A 22,650-nucleotide genomic window follows, 5' to 3' on the forward strand; every position below is an offset into this window, starting at 1 on the left:
TCAACGTAACTTGGAACAATTCAACAGATGCAGCGGGTTATGACCTGATGGTAGACGGAGTCGTTCAAATGGACAGCTCAAGTCCGTTCGCACACACAGGTCTTGCAGCAGGCTCACCCCATACCTACAAGGTGAGGGCAAAGAATTCGGCAGGATTCAGTGAATGGAGTACAGAGGTAAGTGCAAGTTCTCAGAGTGGTACATCTCCCATCGGTCCTAATGATCCAAAAGATCCAAAAGATCCAAAAGATCCAAAAGATCCTAAAGATCCTAAAGATCCTAAAGATCCTAAAGATCACAACAATAAACCCTCGGTTAATGTATTCAATAGTGATATTGTCAATGAGATTAAACTTGTTGATAAGATCACTTCCAGGGTAGAGGAAGCTAAGAAAGCTGATGTAAAGGTTGAAATGACTGACATTCAAGGACACTGGGGTGAAAAGACCATAAAAACATTTATGAAACTGAGTGTTATTGATGGTTATGAGGATGGAACATTCCATTCGGATGGTCAAATCACACGTGCCGAGTTTGCAATGATCATTTCTCGTATATTCGATATCAACGGCGGCACGAATTCATCGGTTGTTCTGAACGATATTGACAGTCACTGGGCTAAAACCGCGATCGAGAAACTAGCTAGCGCAGGGGCGATTACCGGTTACGAAGACAGTACATTCAAGCCAGACAAAACGATCAGCCGAGAAGAAATGGTCGTTATTATATCCCGTATTATCAACTTGAGTATGCTGGACAAAGATGCTTCCAAGGGCAACTTGACGGATATGGCAAGCGCAAGCTCATATGCTGTGAATCAAATCAAAAATGCAGCAGAAGCTGGCATCATCAGTGGTAAAAACAATGGGATATTTGATCCGCAAGGCACATCCACACGTGCAGAGGCACTTACGATCATTTTGAATGCATTAAACCTTAGTCCTCAAGTGAAAGCACTCTTGGACAGCTTGAAATAAAAACGATATGTGCTAGTCATAATTACTAAAAGGAGATTGTGAATATGCCATCCACCTATACTAGATTCAGTATTCACACCGCTGCGGCAATCTGCTTCCTCCTTATCGTCTTCGTAATTATTAACAAAGGCGCACCGTTTCTTTCCTTTGTGACTACCGATCAAATTCAATCTTTCAAAACCATTTTTATCAGCATTATATTGGAAGCTATCCCATTCGTTTTGCTCGGTGTATTGCTGTCTGCATTGCTGCAAAATTTTGTATCCGAACAAACGATTCGTCGCTGGATTCCTTCCAATCCAATTCTGGGTATTCTCTTCGCCTGTTTATTGGGCATTCTTTTTCCCGTATGCGAATGCGGCTTGATTCCCGTCGTCAGAAGACTGATTTTGAAAGGAATGCCGGTATATGTCGCCGTCGTTTTCATTCTTACGGGACCCATTATCAATCCGATTGTGTTTTCGGCCACTTATTTGGCCTTTCGCAATCATCCTGCCATGGCTTATTCGCGAATGGGGCTTGCTTTTGCTGCCGCTGCAGTCATCGGTGTACTGTTGTATCGGTTCCTGAAGAGCAACCCTCTGCGCATCAGCCGAGAACCGTTATTGGCGCAAGCATCTTTAAAAGGACATCAGCATCATGGTAATCGATTAACAACTCTTTTTGTCCATGCCTCGGACGAGTTTTTTGAAATGGGCAAGTATCTTGTCTTCGGATCCTTGATGACCGCTCTCATTCAAATCTTTATGCATCGTGAAAGTTTGGTCGCCGTCGGACAAGGTCCGCTAAGCTCGCATTTATTTATGATGGGCTTCGCCTATGTGCTGTCGTTATGCTCAACTTCAGACGCTTTTGTCGCTTCATCCTTTCAGTCGACTTTCAGTGCGGGGTCTTTGTTGACATTTCTCGTGATAGGTCCAATGCTGGATTTTAAAAGCACGTTAATGTTGCTCTCCATATTTAAAACAAGATTCGTACTCGTCTTGTCTATACTTGTTGCGATTACCGTCCTTGCGGGATCGCTTCTTTGGGAGGCCCTTGGATGAAGGGAAATCACTTGCTGAGCATGCATTATTTGCTGCGTACGATTATTTTGCTTGGATTTTCGTCCTATATCGTATATTTGACCAAAACCGATGCGCTCCAGTATTACTTAGCGCCACGCATGATGATCTACGTTAAAGTAGCTGCTGTTGCCTTATATGTCATTGCCTGTTTTCAAGGTTATTCAGCCATTCGTAGCTACCGGGGCAAACGAGTAGCCTGCAACTGTGAACAACCTGCACCTCAATCTGCTGTTCGAAACTGGTTGTCTTACTCTTTGCTGATTCTCCCTTTGCTTGTCGGATTTTGCCTTCCGAATGCTGCATTAGGCAGCGCCATAGCTTCGGCCAAAGGGATGAATCTCTCAACTGCGAAGCAGGAGCGGCCCAAGAGCGCGAGTACAGTCTCAACGCCGGCGGCACTCCCATCAGCAACAGGTAAAGCCAATACCGATGCAGAGATTGAGCAAATGTTCCACGATGAGTGGGAAATGGAATCATCCAAGATCGGGATGAATCTTTATAAAAAAGATCTGATCGTTGTCAAACCGACTCTTTATAAAGAAATTCTCTCATCGATTGATTTGTTCAAAAATAATTTCATAGGTAAAAAAATCGAGATCAGCGGTTTTGTTTTCCGTGAAGAGAAGATGAAAAGCAATGAGTTTGTCGTTGGACGTTTTGTCATCAACTGCTGCTCTGCGGATGCCATGCCATATGGGGCTATGATCGATTTCCCGGCAGCTCAGAACTACACCAAAGATACTTGGGTCAAGGTCACAGGAACAATCCAAAGCGGCAGTTACAACGGCAAGGATATCTTCATGATAAAAGCTGACCAGGTTGAGAAAATTGCAGTACCGGAATCGCCGTATCTTCACGCGAATTACGATCCCCTTAAGGAACTTGACTAAACAAAGTTTTTGACCGGATAAGCAAAGCTTGAGCTTTATACAGAATATGTGGAGGGAATCTTTTCTCTCCTTTGTCCATTTTATGAAAAGAGGTCAAGCTATGAATCTGCGTACACGCCTCTCCTTGTTAATCATCTTTCTATGCTTAGGCTTAGGCACTGCCACAACTGCATTTGCGCATACTGCAAGCACTGGTTACTCGGCGTTAAACGTTAAAGGGAACGAGATTCTCTATGAACTTTTTATTGATGAAAGAGACTTGATGGAACAGTTAGATTCCACAGGGGATAATAAATTGGAGAACGAGGAATTGGTCTCGCATAAAGAGAGTCTCGAATCGTATATACAGAAGGGTCTTCGTATAGATGTGGATTCAAAGCCCTTAAAGATGGAAATGCTATCGATGAAAGTGCTACAAAGGAGTTCCGTAAAAGGTGTGGAGTTTCAACTGACGTTTACCGGAGATGAAGTGATTGAACAATTTAATCTTCATTATAATCTGGTGTTTGATGACGCTGCGCCTGCCCATACGAGTGTACTTTTAGTCCATGCAGGGGAAAATTTACAGAATGATATTATTGATAGCACGAAACGAGATATACTGATCAACCTTCCCCAGCCTAAGACTGGCGCTGTTTTGTGGAAATACTTTAAACTTGGAATCGATCACATTTTGACTGGTTATGATCATTTGATATTTTTGTTATCCTTGGTATTAATCGCATCTCGCTTCAAGGAAGCTTTGAAAATTGTTACTGCTTTTACAATCGCCCACAGCATGACACTATTTTTGGTGGCGTCGGGCAACATTCATGTCATCCCGTCTTGGGTCGAAGCCTTGATTGCCCTGACGATCTGTTATGTGGCCGTGGAAAATATGTTTGTTAAAAAGGCGAAATGGCGCTGGATATTGACAGCCATATTTGGCCTGATTCACGGCATGGGCTTCGCTGGGGCTTTGGCTGAAACCGGACTTCCGAAGGGCAATCTGATTGGCTCGCTCCTGATGTTCAATTTAGGTGTAGAAACAGGGCAAATCATGATCTTATGCCTAGTATTGCCACTCTTGATTTGGCTGCGAAGGTTCCCATGGTATCGTAAAATGATGATTTCAACGTCTTGCCTTATTTTTGTACTGGCATTTTATTGGTTGATTCAAAGATTGTAATTAAGCCATTAATGGATTAAAACGAGAGTTAGCGGTATTATTGCTAGCTCTTTTTCTCATTGCGTGTCTCCGGATAGTCTGGGGAGTTAGTCATAGCATAAAATAAGGACGATCTTCTAGGCAAAATGTGCCATGAATATCGTCCTTATTTTCGCGAATTCCAACGAACGTCGCTAGATATTGTTCTAAAAATGAAGGGGTTCTATTTGGACAAGATACGTTTCAAGTCCTCAAGTGCTAGCATATTGCCATAAGCTGAGTAATCCAACCATGGCTGCTCTGTCAGCACGTAAACGCGGTTGTTCTTAACCGCTTTAAGGCCCATCCAGATCGGATCGGACTTCATTTCCTCGAATACTTTGTCGCTGCCCTTATCCACGGCGGATATCAACACAAAGATGGTGTCGGCATCATAATCAGGCAGTACCTCTTTGGAAATGCTTTCCCAATTTTTTGTGATCTTTTCTACGCCTTTTGCCGGTTTAAATGCCAGATCTTCAAAAAGAATCGGTCCTAATGGACGCTCCATTCCATAAACACGCAGCCCTTTGGCAGAGACGCGAACCGCCATAACGGTACCATTGCCCAATTTTTGTTCCGCTAGCTTGGATACTTCTTTGGCTTTGTTCGCATAGGAGGTAATGAAATCTTCCGCCGTCTGCGTTCGGTTCACCAGCTTCGCAATCTCTCGGAGATTGTCCTTCCAAGTTCCCTTATCCAGATCGACAACATGCGTCGTCGCAATTTTATTGAATTTATCCAATCCTAGCTTGGCCGAGAACTCGGTATCAATGAAGATTTCATCCGGCTGCAACCCGATTAATGCCTCCATATCCGGCTCTTTGGTAAACCCGAGATATTTGATATCTTTATAGCGATCTTCTGTAATGGGAAGATAGTCGCTCGTCGTGGTGGCTGTTGGTTTAATGCCTAATGCCATCAAATCCCCTGTCAAAAAGACGGAAATGGAAGCCACTTTTTTGTTATAATCGGCTGGCGTAGCCCCGGTAGCCCCATTCGCTTTGGTTGTAGGCGCTGTTGTCGCCCCTGTGTTCTCGGCAACTTTAGTTGATGCACCGCCTGTTCCGCAAGCGGCAAGAATGAATAGCAAACAGATGCTTGTTAGTAAGGCTGTTAATTTTCTCATGTCATTCGTCCCTTTCATGGTGTCTACTTGTATGATATTGATTTTCGTAAAAGGTACAGGAAATACGGTGCGCCTACAGCAGCGACCATAATACCCGCAGGAATCGCTTTGGGATCAAATACCGCCCGTGACAATGTATCCGCCAACACGAGAATGAGCATGCCTATAATTCCGGATATTGGGATCAGATGTTGGTAGAACGGGCCTACGAGCCTTCTTGCCATGTGTGGCGCAACTAATCCGATAAACCCGATGCCCCCAGCCATTGATACGCTTACCGAAGATAGTGCGACCGCAATGCACATAATCTGAATCCGTTCCTTTTGCACCGAAATCCCGATGCTCTCGGCGGATGCATCCTCCAGTGCCAAGGCATTCAGGCTCTTGCTCTTCATCCAAGCCAGTGGAATCAGCAGTAGCATCCAGGGCAGGATGGCATAGACATTAATCCAGTCCCTCCCCCATATATTGCCAAGCATCCAACTCGCGGTGAACGAATACGTTTTCTCATCCAACTGCAACCCCAAATGAAGGCTTGCTGCGTTGAAGCCTGCTGCTATAGCAATGCCAATTAAGATCAGGCGGCTAGGCTGAAAACCACGCTTTCGTTCCCACACGAATAGGATGATGAGTGCGGCAGCCAAGACCCCGCCCACAAAGGTAAACAACGGGATCATCAGCACGGGCAAGGTTTTGAGCGACTGAAAATAGCTGACATAGATCATCAGGCCAAAAGATGCTCCTGCGTGAATACCCAGTATGCCCGGATCCGCTAGGGCATTGCGCGTAATGCCCTGTAGCAGGGCACCGGCAATGCCGAGTCCCATGCCCGCCAGCAGCGTAATACAGATTCGAGGCAAACGATAGTCGAAAAGTACTGTTTCGTAGTTGGCTTTACCTTCTCCGAACAGGGTACGAAAGACATCCAAAAATGGAATAGGCAACGAACCCGTATTCAGCCCCAATACAACAGCCACTACCGTTATTGCCAGAAAAATGACACCAAGTCTTAGTGTACGTTTGAACCGTTTGTTCGTTATCCCCGTCATAGATTCCGTCTTTCCTTTCGGGCAACATAGAGGAAGAACGGTACGCCGATGGCTGCCACCACGATGCCGACTGCCAATTCGTTCGGCGGATTGGCCACCCGCGCTCCCAGATCAGCCAGTACTAATAATATGCTTCCGAGTACCGCAGAGATTGGAATCACATAGGTGTACTTGACGCCGACAAGCTTCCTTGCAATATGGGGCATAACCAACCCGACAAAAGAAATGGACCCTACAGCCGATACGGATACACCTGCCAGCAACAAGGCGATTACGATGGCATATAGTCGAACTCTTCCTGTATGGACACCCAGATTCGTTGCGACGTCTTCGCCGAGAGCCATCAAGGAAATGGATCTGCCCAGCGTCATAGCCAGCAGCAGCACGCAGAGAATCACGGGGATAAGGATATGCAGCTGATCCCACTCCACCCCGGCGACGCCACCCGCATACCAGAACGCCAAATCCTGGCTGAGCTCGTAATAAATTGCGATCCCAGATGTTAATGAGTGCAGCAAAGCAGCAACAACCGTACCTGCAAGCGTAAGCTTCATCGACGTAAGTCCACCAGGAGAACCTGCGCCAAGCAAATAGATAAAGCACGTGCTGGCAACCGCCCCCGCAAAAGACAAGAGCATCAGGGTCGAGAACGGCAGATTCGGTAAAATGACGAAGCTTAACGCAACAACGAACATCGCGCCGGCATTGATACCCAATACCCCTACATCGGCCAGAGGATTACGCGTAACTCCCTGCATCAGAGCACCTGCAACAGCGAAGGCGGCTCCTACCAATGCAGCTGCAATGACCCGGGGAAGGCGTACTTCTTGGATAATCTGATGGGCCGTAAGGGTCTGGTCATAGCTGAATACAGCGTCCCAAACGGTACGAAGCATCAGATCCTTGGCCCCGAAGGAGATGGCCACGAACATGGCTAGGATTAGCATCACAATTGCTACGATAAGAACCAGAGCAAACCGGAGAGGCTTGGCCGTATCTTTCATTAAGGGAATATCACATCTCTTTATCGTTGATTATCATTCTCAATTACTTGATACTAAACGAAAGCCGATTCACCGTCAACTGAAAAATTCCAAATCATCTGTAATCTAGCGTCGAACCCGCTTTTCCTGTTTTTTGAGAATTAGAATATGATCTTAAATGGAGTTGGCAGAAAATTGACAGTCGATATATAAGAAAGAAGTCCAGCGTCTATGCAGATAGCTTGTACATTGTTTGATTTTACAGCGAACCTATAAAACAATCAGTCGATCCAAAGAACGGATAGCCGATATTCTAAAGAGAGGATAGCATTTGGGAAATTCTCGCTGTATTTTCCTATCGCCTAATCATGTAGATTGGAGTTGTGGAAGACGAAGTGTAAGCCATGAAGGATTTTAGAATGAACCAATTTTCAAATGAAGAAAGAACTGAATTTTACGAATGTAAATGACTAACAAAGGAGCTGATTTTTTATGCAATTCAATTTGAAAATTAAGTATGTAGCCGTCTTTCTAATTGCAACGATGTTATGGTCGATGATCTCGATCGTCTCGATGGTCCCGTCAGCTCGAGCTGCTGATGAATTCGATGGGTTAAGGGCGAAGTGGAAAAGCTACTTGCTTGGAGGTGAATACAATACTGCGGATCCGTATGTTACTTTAAAACTGGACAGCATGACTACGAAAGCCAATGAATATTGGTCTTCAATGAATACGGTTACAGGTGGCACATACCTTTGGAGTGACCTATCGGATTGGACCCGTTCCAGTACGATATCGAACAACTATGGCCGTCTGAATGCGATGGCTCTTGCGTATTCATCAATGGGTTCTTCTTTTCAAGGAAACGCCTTGCTAGCAGACGATATCATGAAGGGACTCGATTGGATGTATGCCAATATATATAATCCTTCGAGGCCTGAAATAGACAACTGGTATGATTGGGAAATCGGAATGCCGCTCAAACTTAACGATATCATGGTATTGATGTATGACCAATTATCAGCTGCTCAAAAAAGCAACTATATCAGTGCCATAGATAAATGGTGCCCAAATGCCACAAATAGGGTTATCAATAATGCCTTGGAAGAGGGAGCTAATCGTGCAGATAAAGCCCAGAATCTCATCATTAGGGGGATTATCGGCAAATCCAGCTTGAAGATCGCTCAAGGAAGAGACGCGCTGAGTCAGATTTTCCTTTATGTGAACAGCGGGAATGGCTATTATACCGACGGATCATATGTCGATCATGGATATGTCCCGTATACGGGGAGTTATGGAGTCGTTTTACTGGGTGATATGGCAAAGCTGCTATATATCCTTAATGGATCCACATGGGCGGTTACGGATCCTAATGTTAGTAATGTATATGATTGGATTACGAAAGCCTATCAGCCGCTTATCTATAAAGGCGCAATGATGGATATGGTTAGCGGGCGGAAATTATCAAGGCAGGGTGAGCAGGATCATATAAGCGGAAGAAGCACGATCGGATCGATCCTGTTTCTAGCCCAGTCCGCGCCTGCAGATAAAGCTAAGCTATTTAAAAGCATTGTCAAAGAGTGGGTTCTGTCGGATACAACGTTTGCCAACTACTACGATTCTATATCGATTTTCCAGATTACCTTGTTTGAATCTACAATGAATGACGCTTCGATTACTCCATTCGGAGAATTAGTTAAGTCTCAGGTGTTTGCGAGCATGGATCGGATTGCCCATCTGCGTCCTGGCTTTGCTATTGGCCTCAGTATGTTCTCCAATCGGATTTCCGCATTTGAATTCGGAAATGGAGAGAATTCAAAGGCTTGGTGGACGGGTGTCGGGATGACGCAGTTGTATAATAACGATTTGAACCAATACAGTGATAACTATTGGGCTACCGTAAATAGCAATCGATTGCCGGGAACCACGACTGACCAATCGAACGGCAGTTCGTTGGTTGCTTGGAAAAATTATTCAAATCCCAATTCTTGGGTTGGAGGATCTTCTGTCGACGGGCTTTACAGTTCAGCCGGTATGCAGTTTTCACTCTCACAAAATACGGGAAGTCCGTTGCAGGGCAAAAAATCATGGTTTATGTTCGGGAATAAAATGGTTGCCTTAGGGGCAGGAATTACAAATACGAACAACGCGAATGTGGAAACAATCGTTGAGAATCGCAAGCTTGGCAGCAACGGTGATAACACTTTGACTGTGAACGGAGTTACCAAATCCAACACAATCGGATGGTCGGAGATAATACCTAATGTTCAATGGGCGCACTTGGCCGGCAATGCAGCTGGATCTGACATCGGTTACTACTTCCCGGGTGGCGCAAGTCTGAATGGACTTCGCGAGTCCAGAACAGGAGCATGGAGCGATAGTAATCAAGGAGGCAGTACGACTCCGTTTACAAACCATTTCTTCAGCCTTGCGTTTAATCACGGCAAGAATCCAACGAATGCATCTTATGCGTATGCTGTACTTCCGAATAAAAGCTCAGCGGATATGGCCAACTACGCAAACAATCCAGATATCTCCATCTTGGAGAATGGGGTGGATGTGCAAGCTGTGAAGGACACCTCGTTGAACGCTGTAGGAGTTAATTTCTGGAACGATGTAACGAAAACGGTTTCCGTAGACGGAACAAACTTCATTACAAGCGATAAGAAGGCTTCCGTTACTACCCTGGAAACTGCAAACGGTATGGATATCGGCGTATCTGATCCCACTCAAATAAACAAGGGAACCATCAATATCGAGATCAACCGCAGTGCAACCGGTGTAATCAGTCTGGATCCGGGTATTACGGTGACACAGCTAAGTCCGACGATCAAGATGATGGTTAATGCGAATGGTGCTCTCGGAAAAACATTTAATGCGAAATTTGATTTTGGGGCACCAGTTGTTAAAGCTGCACCGGTCATAAACACTCCCCAAACAGGTGTTTCATCACAGGTGAATTTAAGCTGGGCTTCAGTTGGCGGTGAAATGGGATATATAGTAAAGTATGGCACTGCTCCAGGAAACTATACAAATACAACTCCAATCACAACTGTCAGCAGCTTGAACAATTATAACGTCACCGGACTTACGAACGGCACGCCTTATTACTTTGCTGTTTCTGCGATCGGCAGTGCAGGTGAAAGCGGCAATTCGAATGAAGTGACAGCAACACCAAGTATAGCTCCTAATCTAAGCGCATCTATAATGGATACTGCAGATGCATTTGTTAGAGATGGCACTTATTCAAATACGAACTATGGCAATGATGCTACATTGTATATTAAAAGTGATGCCACAAGTTATGCCCGATCAGCATACCTAAAATTTGATCTGTCCTCCATTAGCGGTTTTGTTTGGAATGCTCGGATTATTTTGGTTCCGATAGGCGGTAATTCAGGTTTTACGAACCAGGCTAATCTAGTTGACAGTCCTACATGGAATGAAAATACAATTACATGGAATAACAAACCTACATCAGGTATAAAGCTCGCTACTTGGTCAGTACCAACACCAGGAACTCCTGTAACCATTGATATGACAGATCAGGTTCATGCAGCATTAACTGTGGATAAGTCGTTATCGATTGCGATAACCTCGCCTGCGAATCAAGGAAATGTTTATGTGACTTATGCATCCAAGGAAAACTCAAACAAAGCTTACCGACCGGTTCTTCTAATCAATTCACCAAGTATGGATTCGATCGCACCTACAACCACTGCAGCCATTACTTCTGAGCAAGCAGATGGTCAGAATAGTTGGTATTCCCATCCGGTTACGCTATCTCTTACCACAAACGATAATTTGTCAGGCGTGGCTAAGACGGAATACAGCCTGGATGGCGGGGCTACTTGGTTAACTTATACGTCAGCGGTAACATTCAATCAAACCGGCAATTATACAATAAGCTATCGTTCGAAGGACTTCGCTGGGAATTTGGAAGCTGCAAAAACGATCAGTATTAGCATGGATTTGACGGTACCGCCTAACGTGCCAACAGGGTTATCAGCATCTGCGGGCGATGGACAAGTGAGCCTGAACTGGCCTTCGGTAACAGGTGCGACCTACTACAATTTGAAGCGCAGTACATCGCTTAACGGCACGGACGATATCCTTATAGTTAACTTAACTGCAACAAGCTATACGGATACTACCGTATTGAATGACACCACGTACTATTACGCCATAACGGCGGGAAATACCGCGGGAGAAAGCGGACTCTCGAATATGATGAGCGCAACACCTGCTGCATCTAACGCAGTCGCACCAAGCATTGATACGCAGCCGACGGGGGCGACAGTGGACGAAGGCGCGAGCAGCCCGACTTTAAACGTAGCAGCTAGTGTGAGTGACAGCGGAACGCTGAGCTACCAGTGGTACAGCAATACGACGAGTAGCAATAGCGGTGGGACAGCGATTAGCGACGCAACAAGCGCGTCGTATGCTGCACCTACGTCAACCGTTGGCACATCGTACTACTATGTGGTGGTAACGAATACGAACAACACTGCAACAGGCAGCCAAAAGGCAACCGTTGCGAGCAGTGTAGTGGAGGTAACGGTGATAACGGTGAATAAGGAGCAAAGCAATGGAGGAGACACAGGACGAGTTATTATCCCAACACCAACACCAACACCAACACCAACACCAACACCAACACCAACACCAACACCAACACCAACACCAACACCAACACCAACACCAACACCAACACCAACACCAACACCAACACCGACACCAACACCAACACCAACATCAACATCAACATCAACACCGTCACCAACTCATGGAAAACCTACGTTCAAGGGAGATTTAGTTGATGCGGTGAAGATCAAAGAAACGGTGAAAACCGCTCTTGAAACGGCGCAACTACGGTCATTCTCTGATGTATTTCCAACTGACTGGAGTTCGAAAGCTGTGGTGATGGCTTCGAAAATCGGATTTGTTTCGGGGTATCCGGATGGAACTTTCAACAGTAATGCGGCAGTATCTCGCGCAGAACTCGCTACAATGGTTGTCAAAGCCTTGGGGATTGCAGCAAAAGGATCTGACAACTTTGCTGATACGCAAGGAAGTTGGGCGGCAAGTGCAATTAGGACTTTGAAAGCGGAAAATATCATCAACGGATACAGTGACGGAACTTTCAAGCCAGACAATGCGGTCACTCGGGCTGAAATCGTTACGATGATCTCAAAGGTAATGGACTTGAGTGCGGCATACGGTACTTCTAAGTTTTCAGACATCCATGGTAATTGGGCAGAACAGGCAATCAACCAACTGGCTAATGCGGGTATTATTAATGGTAAGGAAGAAGGTAAGTTCGATCCGAACTCTAATGTTTCTCGAGCAGAGGCGGTAACGATGATACTCCAAGTTCTAAATGTGAACCTTGATCTCGCTCTTAATCTGTAAGAGAGTTATGAAAGTACAAGACTTACGGTGGACGCTATGAAAACGGCGTCCACCGTAAGCTTTTTTTGATCCATATTTAGCAAACAACAAGTATGGATCTAGACTGCGTAACATCTCCAATTTAGAGCGGATAGATCCTGGTAAATTCTCGTTGTTCCTTCCTATAACCTAATCGTGTATCTTTGAGTTAGGTAAGACTAACATTAGATAGCAAGTGAGCTGCCTGTTTCCTTGACTCATTCGGGTTGAAAGGATACATTAGTATCGATGATCATTTCCCACCTGAGGAGGACGATTCATGACGCTTTCCAAGCTAAGACGAAAAGGGAGTACTCAACGTGAAAGCGTTTTTTTTAAACTGCTTTTATCGTTTTTTGTTGTTCTTTTACTTCCCATTGTCGTCGGTATGGTTATTTATATTCAGATGGAAAGAGGGATGGTAGATAACGCGAACCGATTTAATCTGGCTTTGTTGGAGCAAGTTCGAGAGTCTGTTGATCATCAGATGACGGAACTGAACCAAATGACATCTCAAATTTCTTATAATCCCAAGCTGATGAATGAATTAAATGTGGGTAGCGATGAGGCGACTCAAGTCTACCGATACATTGAACTCATATCCTCTTTCCCGGGCTATAAGAGTTCCAACAGTTTTATAGCAGATTTTTATGTTTATTTTAATGATTCCCAAATCGTAGTTTCGCCTCGCATGAAAACTGATCTTCCTACCCTTTTTAATTCCATATACCATTATAAGAACTTTAGCTTCGAACAGTACAAGAGCACCATTATTAACGGGTACCATTATCGGACCTTTCTGCCATCCCTACCAGTTCAGACCCAGTCAGGCACGAAAAACCTGCTTACCTTCGTTCAATCATTGCCGATTGGCGAACGTGCTAATATGAAAGCTACGCTAGTTATTTTAATCGATGAGCAGCAAATCAGAAACTTGCTGAACGAGATTTACACAGCCAATCAAGGAACGGTGTACCTGCTTAACGACAAGCTGGACCTGATGATGAGCACTGGGGAAGATAGCGGGGAGCTCAAGCAAATTAAAGATAAATTGGATCAAAACAAAGGTTCATTTACGATTGAAAATAACAATCAAAATATGATTGTATCCTATACGACCTCAAGCTTAAATGGTTGGAAGTTTATAACTGCAGCGCCGACTAACATTGTGCTAAGTAACGTAAATGCAGTAAAACAATGGGCTATCTTCATTCTATTGCTGTCAATTCTCATAGGTGTAGTGGTGTCTTATTATTTGGCGAACCGGAATTATAACCCGATTAAAGAAGTTGTTACGGTCATTCTTAATCAGAAAAGGAATAGGGATACACCGATCTACAATGAGCTAGAGTTCATTAAAACATCCATACACGCATCAATTGAAGAAGAGAATCAGCTGCGCAGCCTGCTGGACAAGCAGCTACCCGTAATTCGCGCTAACTTTTTGAATCGCTTGGTTAAAGGGAGAATCGGAGAGTCTACTTCGACTGACGATTCACTGCAATTCATGAACCTGCATTTTCCTTTAGAGGGGTTTAGCGTTATGATTGCTCAAATCGATGACTGCAGGGAATTTAGGAAATCGGACACCGAATATGAATGGGCACTTGTTCGCTCTATTATATCCAACGTCAGTTTGGAAGTGCTTCACGTTCAAGGGCATTCGATAGATTTGGAAAAAGACAGACTGGCTATTCTAATCAATACCCGAGATGATTCAGCAGAATTTGTATCGCATATTTCGAGGAATGCGCCGCAATTGACCGAAATCCTTCTAGAACGATTCAAAATGAATGTAACCTTTACAGTGAGTAATGTTCATCCGGGGCTGAAAGAAATCGGCCGGGCTTACGAGGAAGCCGAGATGGCGCTTGATTACCGAATGACCAAGGGTCAGAGACCTGTTATTTTTTATGAAGACATTAAAGATACGGAGCTTCATTATCACTATTATCCACTTGAAATGGAAGGGCAGTTAATTAATCTCTCCAAAAGCGGTGACGAAACCAATGTTATCAAGCTTCTAAATCATCTTTACGAGCTGAATTTCCGTGATCGAGGTATCACACTGGATATGGGCAAATGTTTGTTTATTGACCTGCTCAGCACTGCTATGAAGCTGCTACATGCGCTTCGATATAGTGAGGATTCCTTACTAGACCAGAGATTCGACCCCGTTAAATATATCGAATCGTGTTCAACCGCTGAGCAAATGTTTACAGGAACCAAGGAGTTGTTCCAGCAAATCTGCAAGCGGATGAAAGAGGAAAAGACCGATCATAATGAGCGGCTGTATAATCAGATTTTATCGTATATAGACGAGCATTTGCATGAAGGCAGTTTAAGTTTGACAGCCATCGCAGATTCATTGGATTTAAATGCCTCTTATCTCTCTGCTTTTTTCAAGCGCTATAGCGGTCAAAACTTATCAGACTATATTGCATCTTCAAGGATGGAGAAAGCGAAACAGCTTTTAGCATCTAGTTCGCATACGATTTTACAAATTGCACAGCTTGTTGGCTATGCCAACGACGTTGGTTTTATACGGGTTTTTAAGAAAATTGAAGGCATTACACCAGGAAAGTACCGTGAATCTATAAATAAATCAGTCGATCTAAAGAACGGATAGCCGCTGATCTAATGTGCGGATAGCCTTTGCGTAATTCTCGCTGTTCCTTCCTTCTAGCTAATCATGTAACTTTGAGTTGTGCAAGACAGCAAACCTAGATAGCATAAAGGGAGGAAGATTTCTATGATGTCGAAGAATCTAAAAAAGTCAGCTTTATCCATATTGATCCTTACGATGGCGACTAGTATGGTAACAGCGTGCGGAAACAACAATGATTCCAAAACTTCTGGTGACAAGGGCACAACTACAGATGGTGCCAAAACGGAGAAGTACCCGGATAAATTTACGTATTGGGTAAGTTTAAACGCAAACGTATCTGCAACCATGAAAAACTTTAATGACATGGGCGTATACAAACAACTTCAGAAAATAACCAATACAAAGGTTGAATTTCAACATCCGCCTGTGGGTCAAGAAAAGGAAGGCTTCAACCTGATGATCGCTTCTGGGTCGCTGCCAGATGTTATGGAATACAACTGGGGCTCAGACGTAGCGAAGGGCCCGGATAACGCAATCAAAGAGAAGACAATTCTTCGTTTGAATGATCTCATCGAACAAAATGCTCCGAATCTGAGCAAGTATCTAAAGGATCATCCGGATGTGAAGAAGATGGTTACGACGGATGAAGGCAATATATATGTAATGCCGTTTGTCCGCGGCGACGCTGCTCTTCTTACGTTCAACGGAAATGCGCTACGCAAAGACTGGCTTGACAAGTTGAATATGCCTGCTCCAACGACGATCGATGAATGGTACACGACGTTGAAGGCAATCAAAGAGAAGGATCCGAACGGCAATGGCAAAGCGGATGAAATTCCGTTCCTGCTTTACAGCAATCCGAAAGACCGCGCACAAACAATGAACGCGCTTACCGCATTCGGTGCCGCGTGGGGAATTGGTTCGGAATTTTACCAGGATGGCGATAAAGTCAAGTATGGACCGAACCAGCCCGAATTCAAGGATTTGATCACGACCTTAACCAAATGGTACAAAGAAGGTTTGATTGATCGCGATTACGCGGCAACCGATGATAAATTAAGAGATGCCAAAGTAACTGGAGATACACTCGGTGGATTGTTCACTTATCTTGGAAGCGGAATTGGACGCTTTACGGATTTGGTTCAACCGACCAATCCTAAGTTCAAGTTGATTGGAACGCTTTCCCCGGTATTGAAAAAAGGCGATATGCCTATTCTTGGGCAGAAAGATGCTGCATTTACGGGAATCGGCGCAGCGATCTCGGGTTCGGCCAAAAACCCTGCCGAAATCGTCAAATGGCTCGACTACGGTTATAGCCCAGAAGGCTCCATGCTGTTCAACTTCGGAGTCGAAGGCGAAAGCTACAAGTTGGAAAACGGTTATCCGAAATTTAGCGACATTGTTGCCAAGAACCCAGACAAGCTGCCAATGGCCCAAGCCATTGCGAAATTCGCAAGATCCAGCTTCAACGGCCCGTTCGTTCAAGATAAGCGTTACATGGAGCAGTTTTCATCCAAGCCTGAGCAACAGGAAGCCGTTAAAAACTGGATGAATGCGGAAAATAAGAAGCAATTGCCGCCGCTTTCTCCAACATCCGAGGAGAGCAGCAAATACGCAACGATCATGAACGATGTCAACACGTATCTGGATCAAATGGTCACAAAGTTCATTATGGGTGCGGAGCCTATTGAAAATTACGATAAGTTCACCGCGAAATTGAAGAGCATGGGCATCGAGGATGCCATTAAATTGAAGCAAGCGCAGCTGGACCGTTTCAATGCTAGAAAATAATTCTAAATGAAATAGATCGTAAACGATTTCCATGTGGTTCGTTCTGGGAGAGAAATTACCTGTTCATTCTTTCCCAGGATGATTCTCTTCAATGGGGCTATTTGGCATGTGAATTTTATGGGATAGGAGTGGAAGAAAAGATGAAGAAAGAACGATTCGGCACGATCGTAGCAAAGGACTTCAGACGTAACAAAATCATATATTTGATGCTGTTGCCGGTCGTGCTTTACTATGCAGTGTTTCATTACGGTCCAATGTATGGGGTGCAAATCGCTTTTAAGGAATTCTCGCCGAGACTTGGCATTATGGGCAGCGACTGGGCTGGACTTACGTATTTTAAACAATTTTTCGAAAGTCAGTATTTCTTACCGATCATCAAAAATACGCTGATACTCAGCTTCTATGATATTCTTTTTGGGTTTCCTGCACCGATCATCTTAGCACTATTGCTTAACGAAGTCCGTTTGCGATGGTTCAAGCAAAGCGTACAGACCATTACTTACCTTCCTCACTTTATATCCGTCGTCGTTATCGTCGGTATGATGGTTGACTTCTTATCGACGCGGGGAATGATCAATCAATTAGTTGAGATGTTCGGCAGTCAGCCGATTTCATTTTTGCAAAAGCCGGAGTGGTTCCGTTTCACATACATTGTTTCAGGTATTTGGAAAGAAGTAGGTTGGGGCACCATCATCTATCTTGCGGCCATTACCACCATTGATCCTTCCTTATATGAAGCAGCTAGGGTGGATGGTGCAGGACGTTTTAAGCAACTGCTGAACGTAACTCTGCCAGGCATTACATCTACAATCATCATTCTGTTTATTTTGCGGATTGGTCATGTCATGACGGTTGGTGATGAAAAGATTTTGCTCATGTATAATCCGATGACTTATGAAACAGCGGATGTTATTGGTACCTTTGTTTACCGCAAAGGGATTATGGAGGCTAATTATAGCTATACCGCCGCGGTGGGCTTATTCAATTCAGTTATTAATTTCGGCTTCTTATTGCTCGCAAACACAATCAGCAAAAAGTACAGCGAAACCAAACTTTGGTAAGGAGTGATGCACCGTGCAGATAAAACGTTCAATTGGAGATATCGTCTTCGAAACCTCCAACATGCTTTTCTTGGCGGCATTGTCGCTCGCCACTTTATATCCTTTAGTCTATGTTTTATTCGCTTCCATCAGTGACCCGGCTGCTATTGTGAAGCATACGGGATTATTGATTAAACCGCTTGGATTTTCATTGGATGCCTTCAAGGCAGTTTTTGATAACCCCATGATTTTAACAGGATATGTAAATACTTTATTCTATGTTGCCATTGGAACAACCATCAATATCCTAATGACTTCTCTCGGAGCCTACGCCCTTTCCAGGGAGAATGTGCTATGGAAGAATCCGATTATGATGATGATTGTATTCACGATGTTTTTCAGCGGAGGATTAATCCCGAACTTCATGCTCATCAAAAATCTTGGCTTACTGGACAGCAGATGGGCGTTAATTTTCCCTGCGGCAATGAGCGCTTGGAATCTGATTATCATGCGGACATCCTTTCAAGGAGTCCCGGTGAGTTTGGAAGAGTCGGCTAAACTGGAAGGAGCCAACGATTTTACGATTTTGTTCCGTATCATCCTGCCGCTGTCTATGCCTACCGTAGCTGTTATGATTCTTTTCTACGGTGTGGGACACTGGAATGCATGGTTTAATGCTTTGATTTACTTGCGGACACGTGAGTTATTCCCACTGCAGCTCATTCTGAGAGAAATCTTGATCTCCAACAGCACGGACAGCATGATGACAGGTGTTGGCGGAGCCGATAAAATGCCGGTTGGAGAGACCATCAAGTACGCTACGATCATCGTAGCTACAGGACCTATTCTTTTGCTCTATCCATTCTTGCAAAAATATTTTGTTAAAGGTGTCATGATTGGAGCAGTCAAAGGGTGATATCGGGAGTTGATGACTTTGGTTATGAATGAATATGACGAACTAAGGGTAAAGTGGAAAAGCTTCCTTACAGGAGGAGGTGTATGCAGCCTCGCTGACCTGGCGGATATTACAACGAGATTAGAGAGCATCAGTTCTACAGCTTTACAGCATTGGACATCACTCGATAAGGATGTAAACCGAACTTACCTTTGGAGCGACTTATCGGACTGGACGATTTCTTCCACCATAACAAGCAACTATAATCGTCTGTTGTCCATGGCGCTTGCTTTTTCTACAAACGGTTCTTATCTTCAAGGCAATGTTGAGCTTGCAGGTGGTATCATCGACGGGCTCGATTGGATGTATACGAATCCATATCATGCTTACAAGTCTGAAATCGACAATTGGTGGGATTGGGAAATCGGTTCGCCGTTAAGGCTGAATGACATCATGGTCTTGATGTATGATCATTTGTCTGCTGCTCAAATCAGTAATTATATCAGTGCCATAGACAAGTGGTGTCCCGATGCGGAGAAACGAGTTCTTAATGATGCTGCGGAAACAGGTGCTAATCGAGCGGATAAAGCGCTGGCTCTCATTATTCGCGGTATTATAGACCAATCGAGCTCGAAAATCACCCAAGGTAGAGACGCGTTAAGTCAGATTTTCCCGTATGTAACGAATGGGGACGGCTATTATGTTGACGGTTCATTTATCCAGCATGGTTGTGTACCGTATACCGGCAGTTACGGATATGTGCTTCTGGATGATATGGCCAAGCTGTTCTATATCCTGAATGGATCCAGTTGGTCGGTGACCGATCCACAGGCAGTTCATGTGTATGAATGGGTCATACATGCTTATCAGCCGCTCATTTATAAAGGCGCTATGATGGATATGGTAAGCGGGCGGAAGCTATCGAGACAAGGAGAGCAGGATCATCTAACAGGGAGAAATGTGATCACAGCGATTCTACTACTGGCTGAATCGGCGCCGGCTCACCAAGCAGCTCTGTTCAAAAGCATGGCGAAGGCGTGGGTTCAGGCGGATACAACGTTTACGAACTACTTTGATGCTTTGTCTATATTCAATATTAAATTGCTTAAAGCGACGATGAGGGATTCTTCCATTCTTCCAAGCGAAGAACTAGTGAAGTCTCATGTTTTCGCGAGTATGGATCGTGTTGTACATCTGCGTCCCGGCTTCGGCATCGGTCTATGTATGTTTTCCGAACGAGTTTCTGCATTTTCATATGGAAACGGGGAGAATTCTCAAGCTTGGTGGACGGGCGCAGGCATGACGCAATTGTACAATAACGATTTGAATCAATACAGCGATCAGTATTGGGCCACTGTTAATAGGTATCGTCTGCCGGGAACGACGACGGACGGAACAGACAGCGGCGCGCCTATCGCGTGGGCGAAATACCTAAACCCTAATGTTTGGGTAGGAGGATCGACTGTTGGTGGGCTTTACAGTACCGCAGGCATGCAGTTTGCACTCTCCGAGAACACGGGAAGTCCACTCCGAGGCAAGAAATCTTGGTTTTTATTTGGTGATAAAATGGTCGCCTTAGGGGCAGGAATTACCAATGCCAACAACGCTAACGTGGAAACCATCATCGAGAACCGTAAGCTGAACACGGAAGGTGACAATACTTTGACAGTGAATGGTCTCGTGAAACCGGATGTGTTCGAATGGTGTGAGACCATGACTAGGGTGCAATGGGCGCATTTAGCAAGCAGTGTGAGCGGTTCCGATATCGGCTATTATTTCCCTGTTCCTGCTGACATAAATGGACTTCTAGAGTCTAGAGAGGGAGCTTGGCGTGATATTAATCAATACGGTAGCACGACGTCTTATACGAAAAGCTACTTGAGCCTTGCGTTTGATCACGGTGCGAATCCAACAGATGCTTCTTATGCGTATATCGTGTTTCCCAATAAAAGCGCAGCGGAGATGGCCAACTATGCGAAGAATTCGGATGTCGTCATCCTAGAGAATTCGGTGGATGCTCAGGCTGTGAAGGACACATCACTGAACGCGGTAGGTGCCAACTTCTGGCATGATGCGGTACAAACCGTTTCCATAGGAGGAACGAGTTTTATAACAAGCGATAAGAAGGCTTCTGTTACGACGCTGGAAAGTTTGAATCAGATCGATGCCGGAATTTCCGACCCGACTCAGTCCAACACGGGGACGATTAATATCGAGATCAACCGAAGCGCAACGGCAGTGATTTGTCTAGATCCTGGCATTACGGTGACGCAGTTAAGTCCGACCATTAAGGTGACCGTTCATGTAAATGGATCATTGGGCAAAACGTTCAGCGCCAAATTTAGCTTAGGATTATAACGTACAACTGGATACAGCATATAGGAGTTATGCAATACCAGACCATTACTAGGGGAGTGAAAGCTAAGATGTGGAATCGAGCAATTGAGGATGCGGTACAAAAAACAAGATTTAATATTACCCGTTTTGGGGATTTGTTCCCTCACGTTAGCACAGAAGGCAAAGACTATATACTAAATGCAAACGACGAATGGACGGATGGATTCTGGTCGGGACTGCTTTGGTTGTGTTATGAGGCTACGAATGATTCTGAATTTCGTTTGGCTGCGCGAAGAACAGTCGAGAGCTTTCAAGACCGTTTGAAGAAGGATATCGCATTGGAACATCATGATATTGGGTTTCTTTATATTTTATCCTCTAAAGCCCAGTGGATGGTCGAGGAAAACGGGATCGCGATGGTTCTAACGATTCATGCAGCTGAGAAGCTGATGGAACGTTGGCGAGAACAAGGAGGTTATATACAAGCCTGGGGGCCGATCGGCGATTCAGAACAAGGTGGCCGTATCATTATCGACTGTCTGATGAATTTGCCGTTGCTTTATTGGGCATCCGAGCAAACCGGAGATCCAAAGTTCAGAGAAGCAGCTATCCTTCATGCCGAAAAAAGCAGACGCTATCTGGTACGAGGGGATGATTCCTCGTATCATACGTTCCACTTTAATCAAGAAACAGGCGAGCCGATAGGCGGCTCAACACATCAAGGCTATACGAACGGATCAACCTGGACACGTGGACAGGCGTGGGGGATTTATGGATTTGCGCTTTCTTACCGATATACCAAAAATCCATTATTTTTGGAAGTTTCCAAACGGTTGGCAAAGTATTTCATTAAGAACTTGCCAGCAGACAGCGTAGCTTATTGGGATTTTAACGCGGAGATTACGGACAGCACTTACAGAGACAGCTCAGCCTCGGCAATTGCTGCGTGCGGCATGCTGGAAATGTTGGAGCATTTAGATCCTTCGGATGTTGAGACTGAATTATTCAAAGAAGCGGTCACTCGTTCTATGGAGTCGCTCGTATTGAATTACTCAACGATCAGCGAGCCGGAAGCACAAGGGCTGTTGAAGCGTGGCTCGTATCATGTGAGAGGGAATTCTTCCCCGGATGATTTCATGATCTGGGGGGATTATTATTACTTGGAAGCACTACTTCGTATGGAAAAAGGGCTGAAGAGCTACTGGTAGGAGCGTAAAAGCGTAGTACATCAAATTCCTAATCAATGAATATACGCCATATCCGGAATT

At 44.7% G+C, this 22,650-nt stretch carries 14 protein-coding genes; 11 read left to right on the forward strand and 3 right to left on the reverse strand.

The annotated features are described in order from the left end of the window. The 4 genes from AC58PQ_RS27810 to AC58PQ_RS27825 form a co-directional block, all read left to right on the forward strand. Positions 1-977, forward strand: a 977-nt coding sequence (locus AC58PQ_RS27810; RefSeq protein ID WP_497247333.1) for an S-layer homology domain-containing protein, incomplete at its 5' end; no start/stop codon positions are given. Positions 978-1,021: 44 nt separating this feature from the next. Then, a complete protein-coding gene (locus AC58PQ_RS27815; RefSeq protein ID WP_497247335.1) occupies positions 1,022-2,023 on the forward strand; it encodes a permease in 1,002 nt (333 codons plus the stop codon). Further along, positions 2,020-2,934, forward strand: a complete 915-nt coding sequence (locus AC58PQ_RS27820) for a TIGR03943 family putative permease subunit (RefSeq protein ID WP_497247337.1) — start codon at positions 2,020-2,022, stop codon at positions 2,932-2,934. The genes AC58PQ_RS27815 and AC58PQ_RS27820 overlap by 4 nt, the downstream gene beginning before the upstream one ends. Positions 2,935-3,034: 100 nt before the next feature. After that, entirely contained in the window at positions 3,035-4,102 is a 1,068-nt protein-coding gene (locus AC58PQ_RS27825) for a HupE/UreJ family protein (RefSeq protein WP_497247339.1), read from the forward strand. 202 nt (positions 4,103-4,304) lie between these two features. Here AC58PQ_RS27825 and AC58PQ_RS27830 read toward each other — a convergent pair whose 3' ends face one another. Genes AC58PQ_RS27830 through AC58PQ_RS27840 form a run of 3 tightly spaced genes read right to left on the reverse strand, consistent with a single transcriptional unit; the run spans position 4,305 to position 7,302 of the window. Continuing rightward, positions 4,305-5,249, reverse strand: coding sequence for an ABC transporter substrate-binding protein (locus tag AC58PQ_RS27830; protein WP_497247341.1), 945 nt, complete (start codon positions 5,247-5,249; stop codon positions 4,305-4,307). 23 nt (positions 5,250-5,272) lie between these two features. Then, positions 5,273-6,298, reverse strand: coding sequence for a FecCD family ABC transporter permease (locus tag AC58PQ_RS27835; RefSeq protein WP_497247343.1), 1,026 nt, complete (start codon positions 6,296-6,298; stop codon positions 5,273-5,275). Next, positions 6,295-7,302 carry a FecCD family ABC transporter permease gene (locus tag AC58PQ_RS27840; RefSeq protein WP_497247345.1) on the reverse strand — a complete coding sequence of 336 codons (1,008 nt, stop codon included), beginning with the start codon at positions 7,300-7,302 and terminating at the stop codon, positions 6,295-6,297. Before AC58PQ_RS27840 ends, AC58PQ_RS27835 begins: the two co-directional genes overlap by 4 nt. A gap of 471 nt (positions 7,303-7,773) precedes the next feature. On the opposite strand from AC58PQ_RS27840, the gene AC58PQ_RS27845 reads away from it, so the two are divergent. From AC58PQ_RS27845 to AC58PQ_RS27875, 7 genes are all read left to right on the forward strand, one after another. After that, positions 7,774-12,693 carry a polysaccharide lyase family 8 super-sandwich domain-containing protein gene (locus AC58PQ_RS27845; protein ID WP_497247347.1) on the forward strand — a complete coding sequence of 1,640 codons (4,920 nt, stop codon included), beginning with the start codon at positions 7,774-7,776 and terminating at the stop codon, positions 12,691-12,693. A gap of 298 nt (positions 12,694-12,991) precedes the next feature. Beyond that, positions 12,992-15,340 (forward strand): helix-turn-helix domain-containing protein, encoded by a 2,349-nt coding sequence (locus AC58PQ_RS27850; protein WP_497247349.1) that lies wholly within the window; start codon positions 12,992-12,994, stop codon positions 15,338-15,340. A 123-nt stretch (positions 15,341-15,463) separates the two neighbouring features. Continuing rightward, complete coding sequence (locus tag AC58PQ_RS27855) at positions 15,464-17,110, forward strand: type 2 periplasmic-binding domain-containing protein (protein WP_497247351.1); 1,647 nt, start codon at positions 15,464-15,466, stop codon at positions 17,108-17,110. 140 nt (positions 17,111-17,250) lie between these two features. Further along, positions 17,251-18,171 (forward strand): ABC transporter permease, encoded by a 921-nt coding sequence (locus AC58PQ_RS27860; protein ID WP_497247353.1) that lies wholly within the window; start codon positions 17,251-17,253, stop codon positions 18,169-18,171. 13 nt (positions 18,172-18,184) lie between these two features. Then, on the forward strand, positions 18,185-19,066 hold the full coding sequence (locus tag AC58PQ_RS27865) for a carbohydrate ABC transporter permease (RefSeq protein ID WP_497247355.1): 882 nt from the start codon (positions 18,185-18,187) through the stop codon (positions 19,064-19,066). A gap of 24 nt (positions 19,067-19,090) precedes the next feature. Continuing rightward, positions 19,091-21,403: a polysaccharide lyase 8 family protein gene (locus AC58PQ_RS27870; protein WP_497247371.1), complete on the forward strand. Its 2,313-nt coding sequence runs from the start codon at positions 19,091-19,093 to the stop codon at positions 21,401-21,403. A 68-nt stretch (positions 21,404-21,471) separates the two neighbouring features. Then, positions 21,472-22,590, forward strand: a complete 1,119-nt coding sequence (locus AC58PQ_RS27875; protein ID WP_497247357.1) for a glycoside hydrolase family 88 protein — start codon at positions 21,472-21,474, stop codon at positions 22,588-22,590. The last annotated feature ends 60 nt before the right edge of the window (positions 22,591-22,650 follow it).

The sequence above is a fragment of the Paenibacillus sp. J22P143 genome (genome assembly GCF_059692035.1).

What these genes read in the sequence shown, in the direction of transcription:
- AC58PQ_RS27815 (WP_497247335.1), top strand. Translation starts at nt 1,022, where the DNA reads ATGCCATCCACCTATACTAGATTCAGTATTCACACCGCTGCGGCAATC.
- AC58PQ_RS27820 (WP_497247337.1), top strand. Translation starts at nt 2,020, where the DNA reads ATGAAGGGAAATCACTTGCTGAGCATGCATTATTTGCTGCGTACGATT.
- AC58PQ_RS27825 (WP_497247339.1), top strand. Translation starts at nt 3,035, where the DNA reads ATGAATCTGCGTACACGCCTCTCCTTGTTAATCATCTTTCTATGCTTA.
- AC58PQ_RS27830 (WP_497247341.1), bottom strand. Translation starts at nt 5,249, where the DNA reads ATGAGAAAATTAACAGCCTTACTAACAAGCATCTGTTTGCTATTCATT.
- AC58PQ_RS27835 (WP_497247343.1), bottom strand. Translation starts at nt 6,298, where the DNA reads ATGACGGGGATAACGAACAAACGGTTCAAACGTACACTAAGACTTGGT.
- AC58PQ_RS27840 (WP_497247345.1), bottom strand. Translation starts at nt 7,302, where the DNA reads ATGAAAGATACGGCCAAGCCTCTCCGGTTTGCTCTGGTTCTTATCGTA.
- AC58PQ_RS27845 (WP_497247347.1), top strand. Translation starts at nt 7,774, where the DNA reads ATGCAATTCAATTTGAAAATTAAGTATGTAGCCGTCTTTCTAATTGCA.
- AC58PQ_RS27850 (WP_497247349.1), top strand. Translation starts at nt 12,992, where the DNA reads ATGACGCTTTCCAAGCTAAGACGAAAAGGGAGTACTCAACGTGAAAGC.
- AC58PQ_RS27855 (WP_497247351.1), top strand. Translation starts at nt 15,464, where the DNA reads ATGATGTCGAAGAATCTAAAAAAGTCAGCTTTATCCATATTGATCCTT.
- AC58PQ_RS27860 (WP_497247353.1), top strand. Translation starts at nt 17,251, where the DNA reads ATGAAGAAAGAACGATTCGGCACGATCGTAGCAAAGGACTTCAGACGT.
- AC58PQ_RS27870 (WP_497247371.1), top strand. Translation starts at nt 19,091, where the DNA reads ATGAATGAATATGACGAACTAAGGGTAAAGTGGAAAAGCTTCCTTACA.
- AC58PQ_RS27875 (WP_497247357.1), top strand. Translation starts at nt 21,472, where the DNA reads ATGTGGAATCGAGCAATTGAGGATGCGGTACAAAAAACAAGATTTAAT.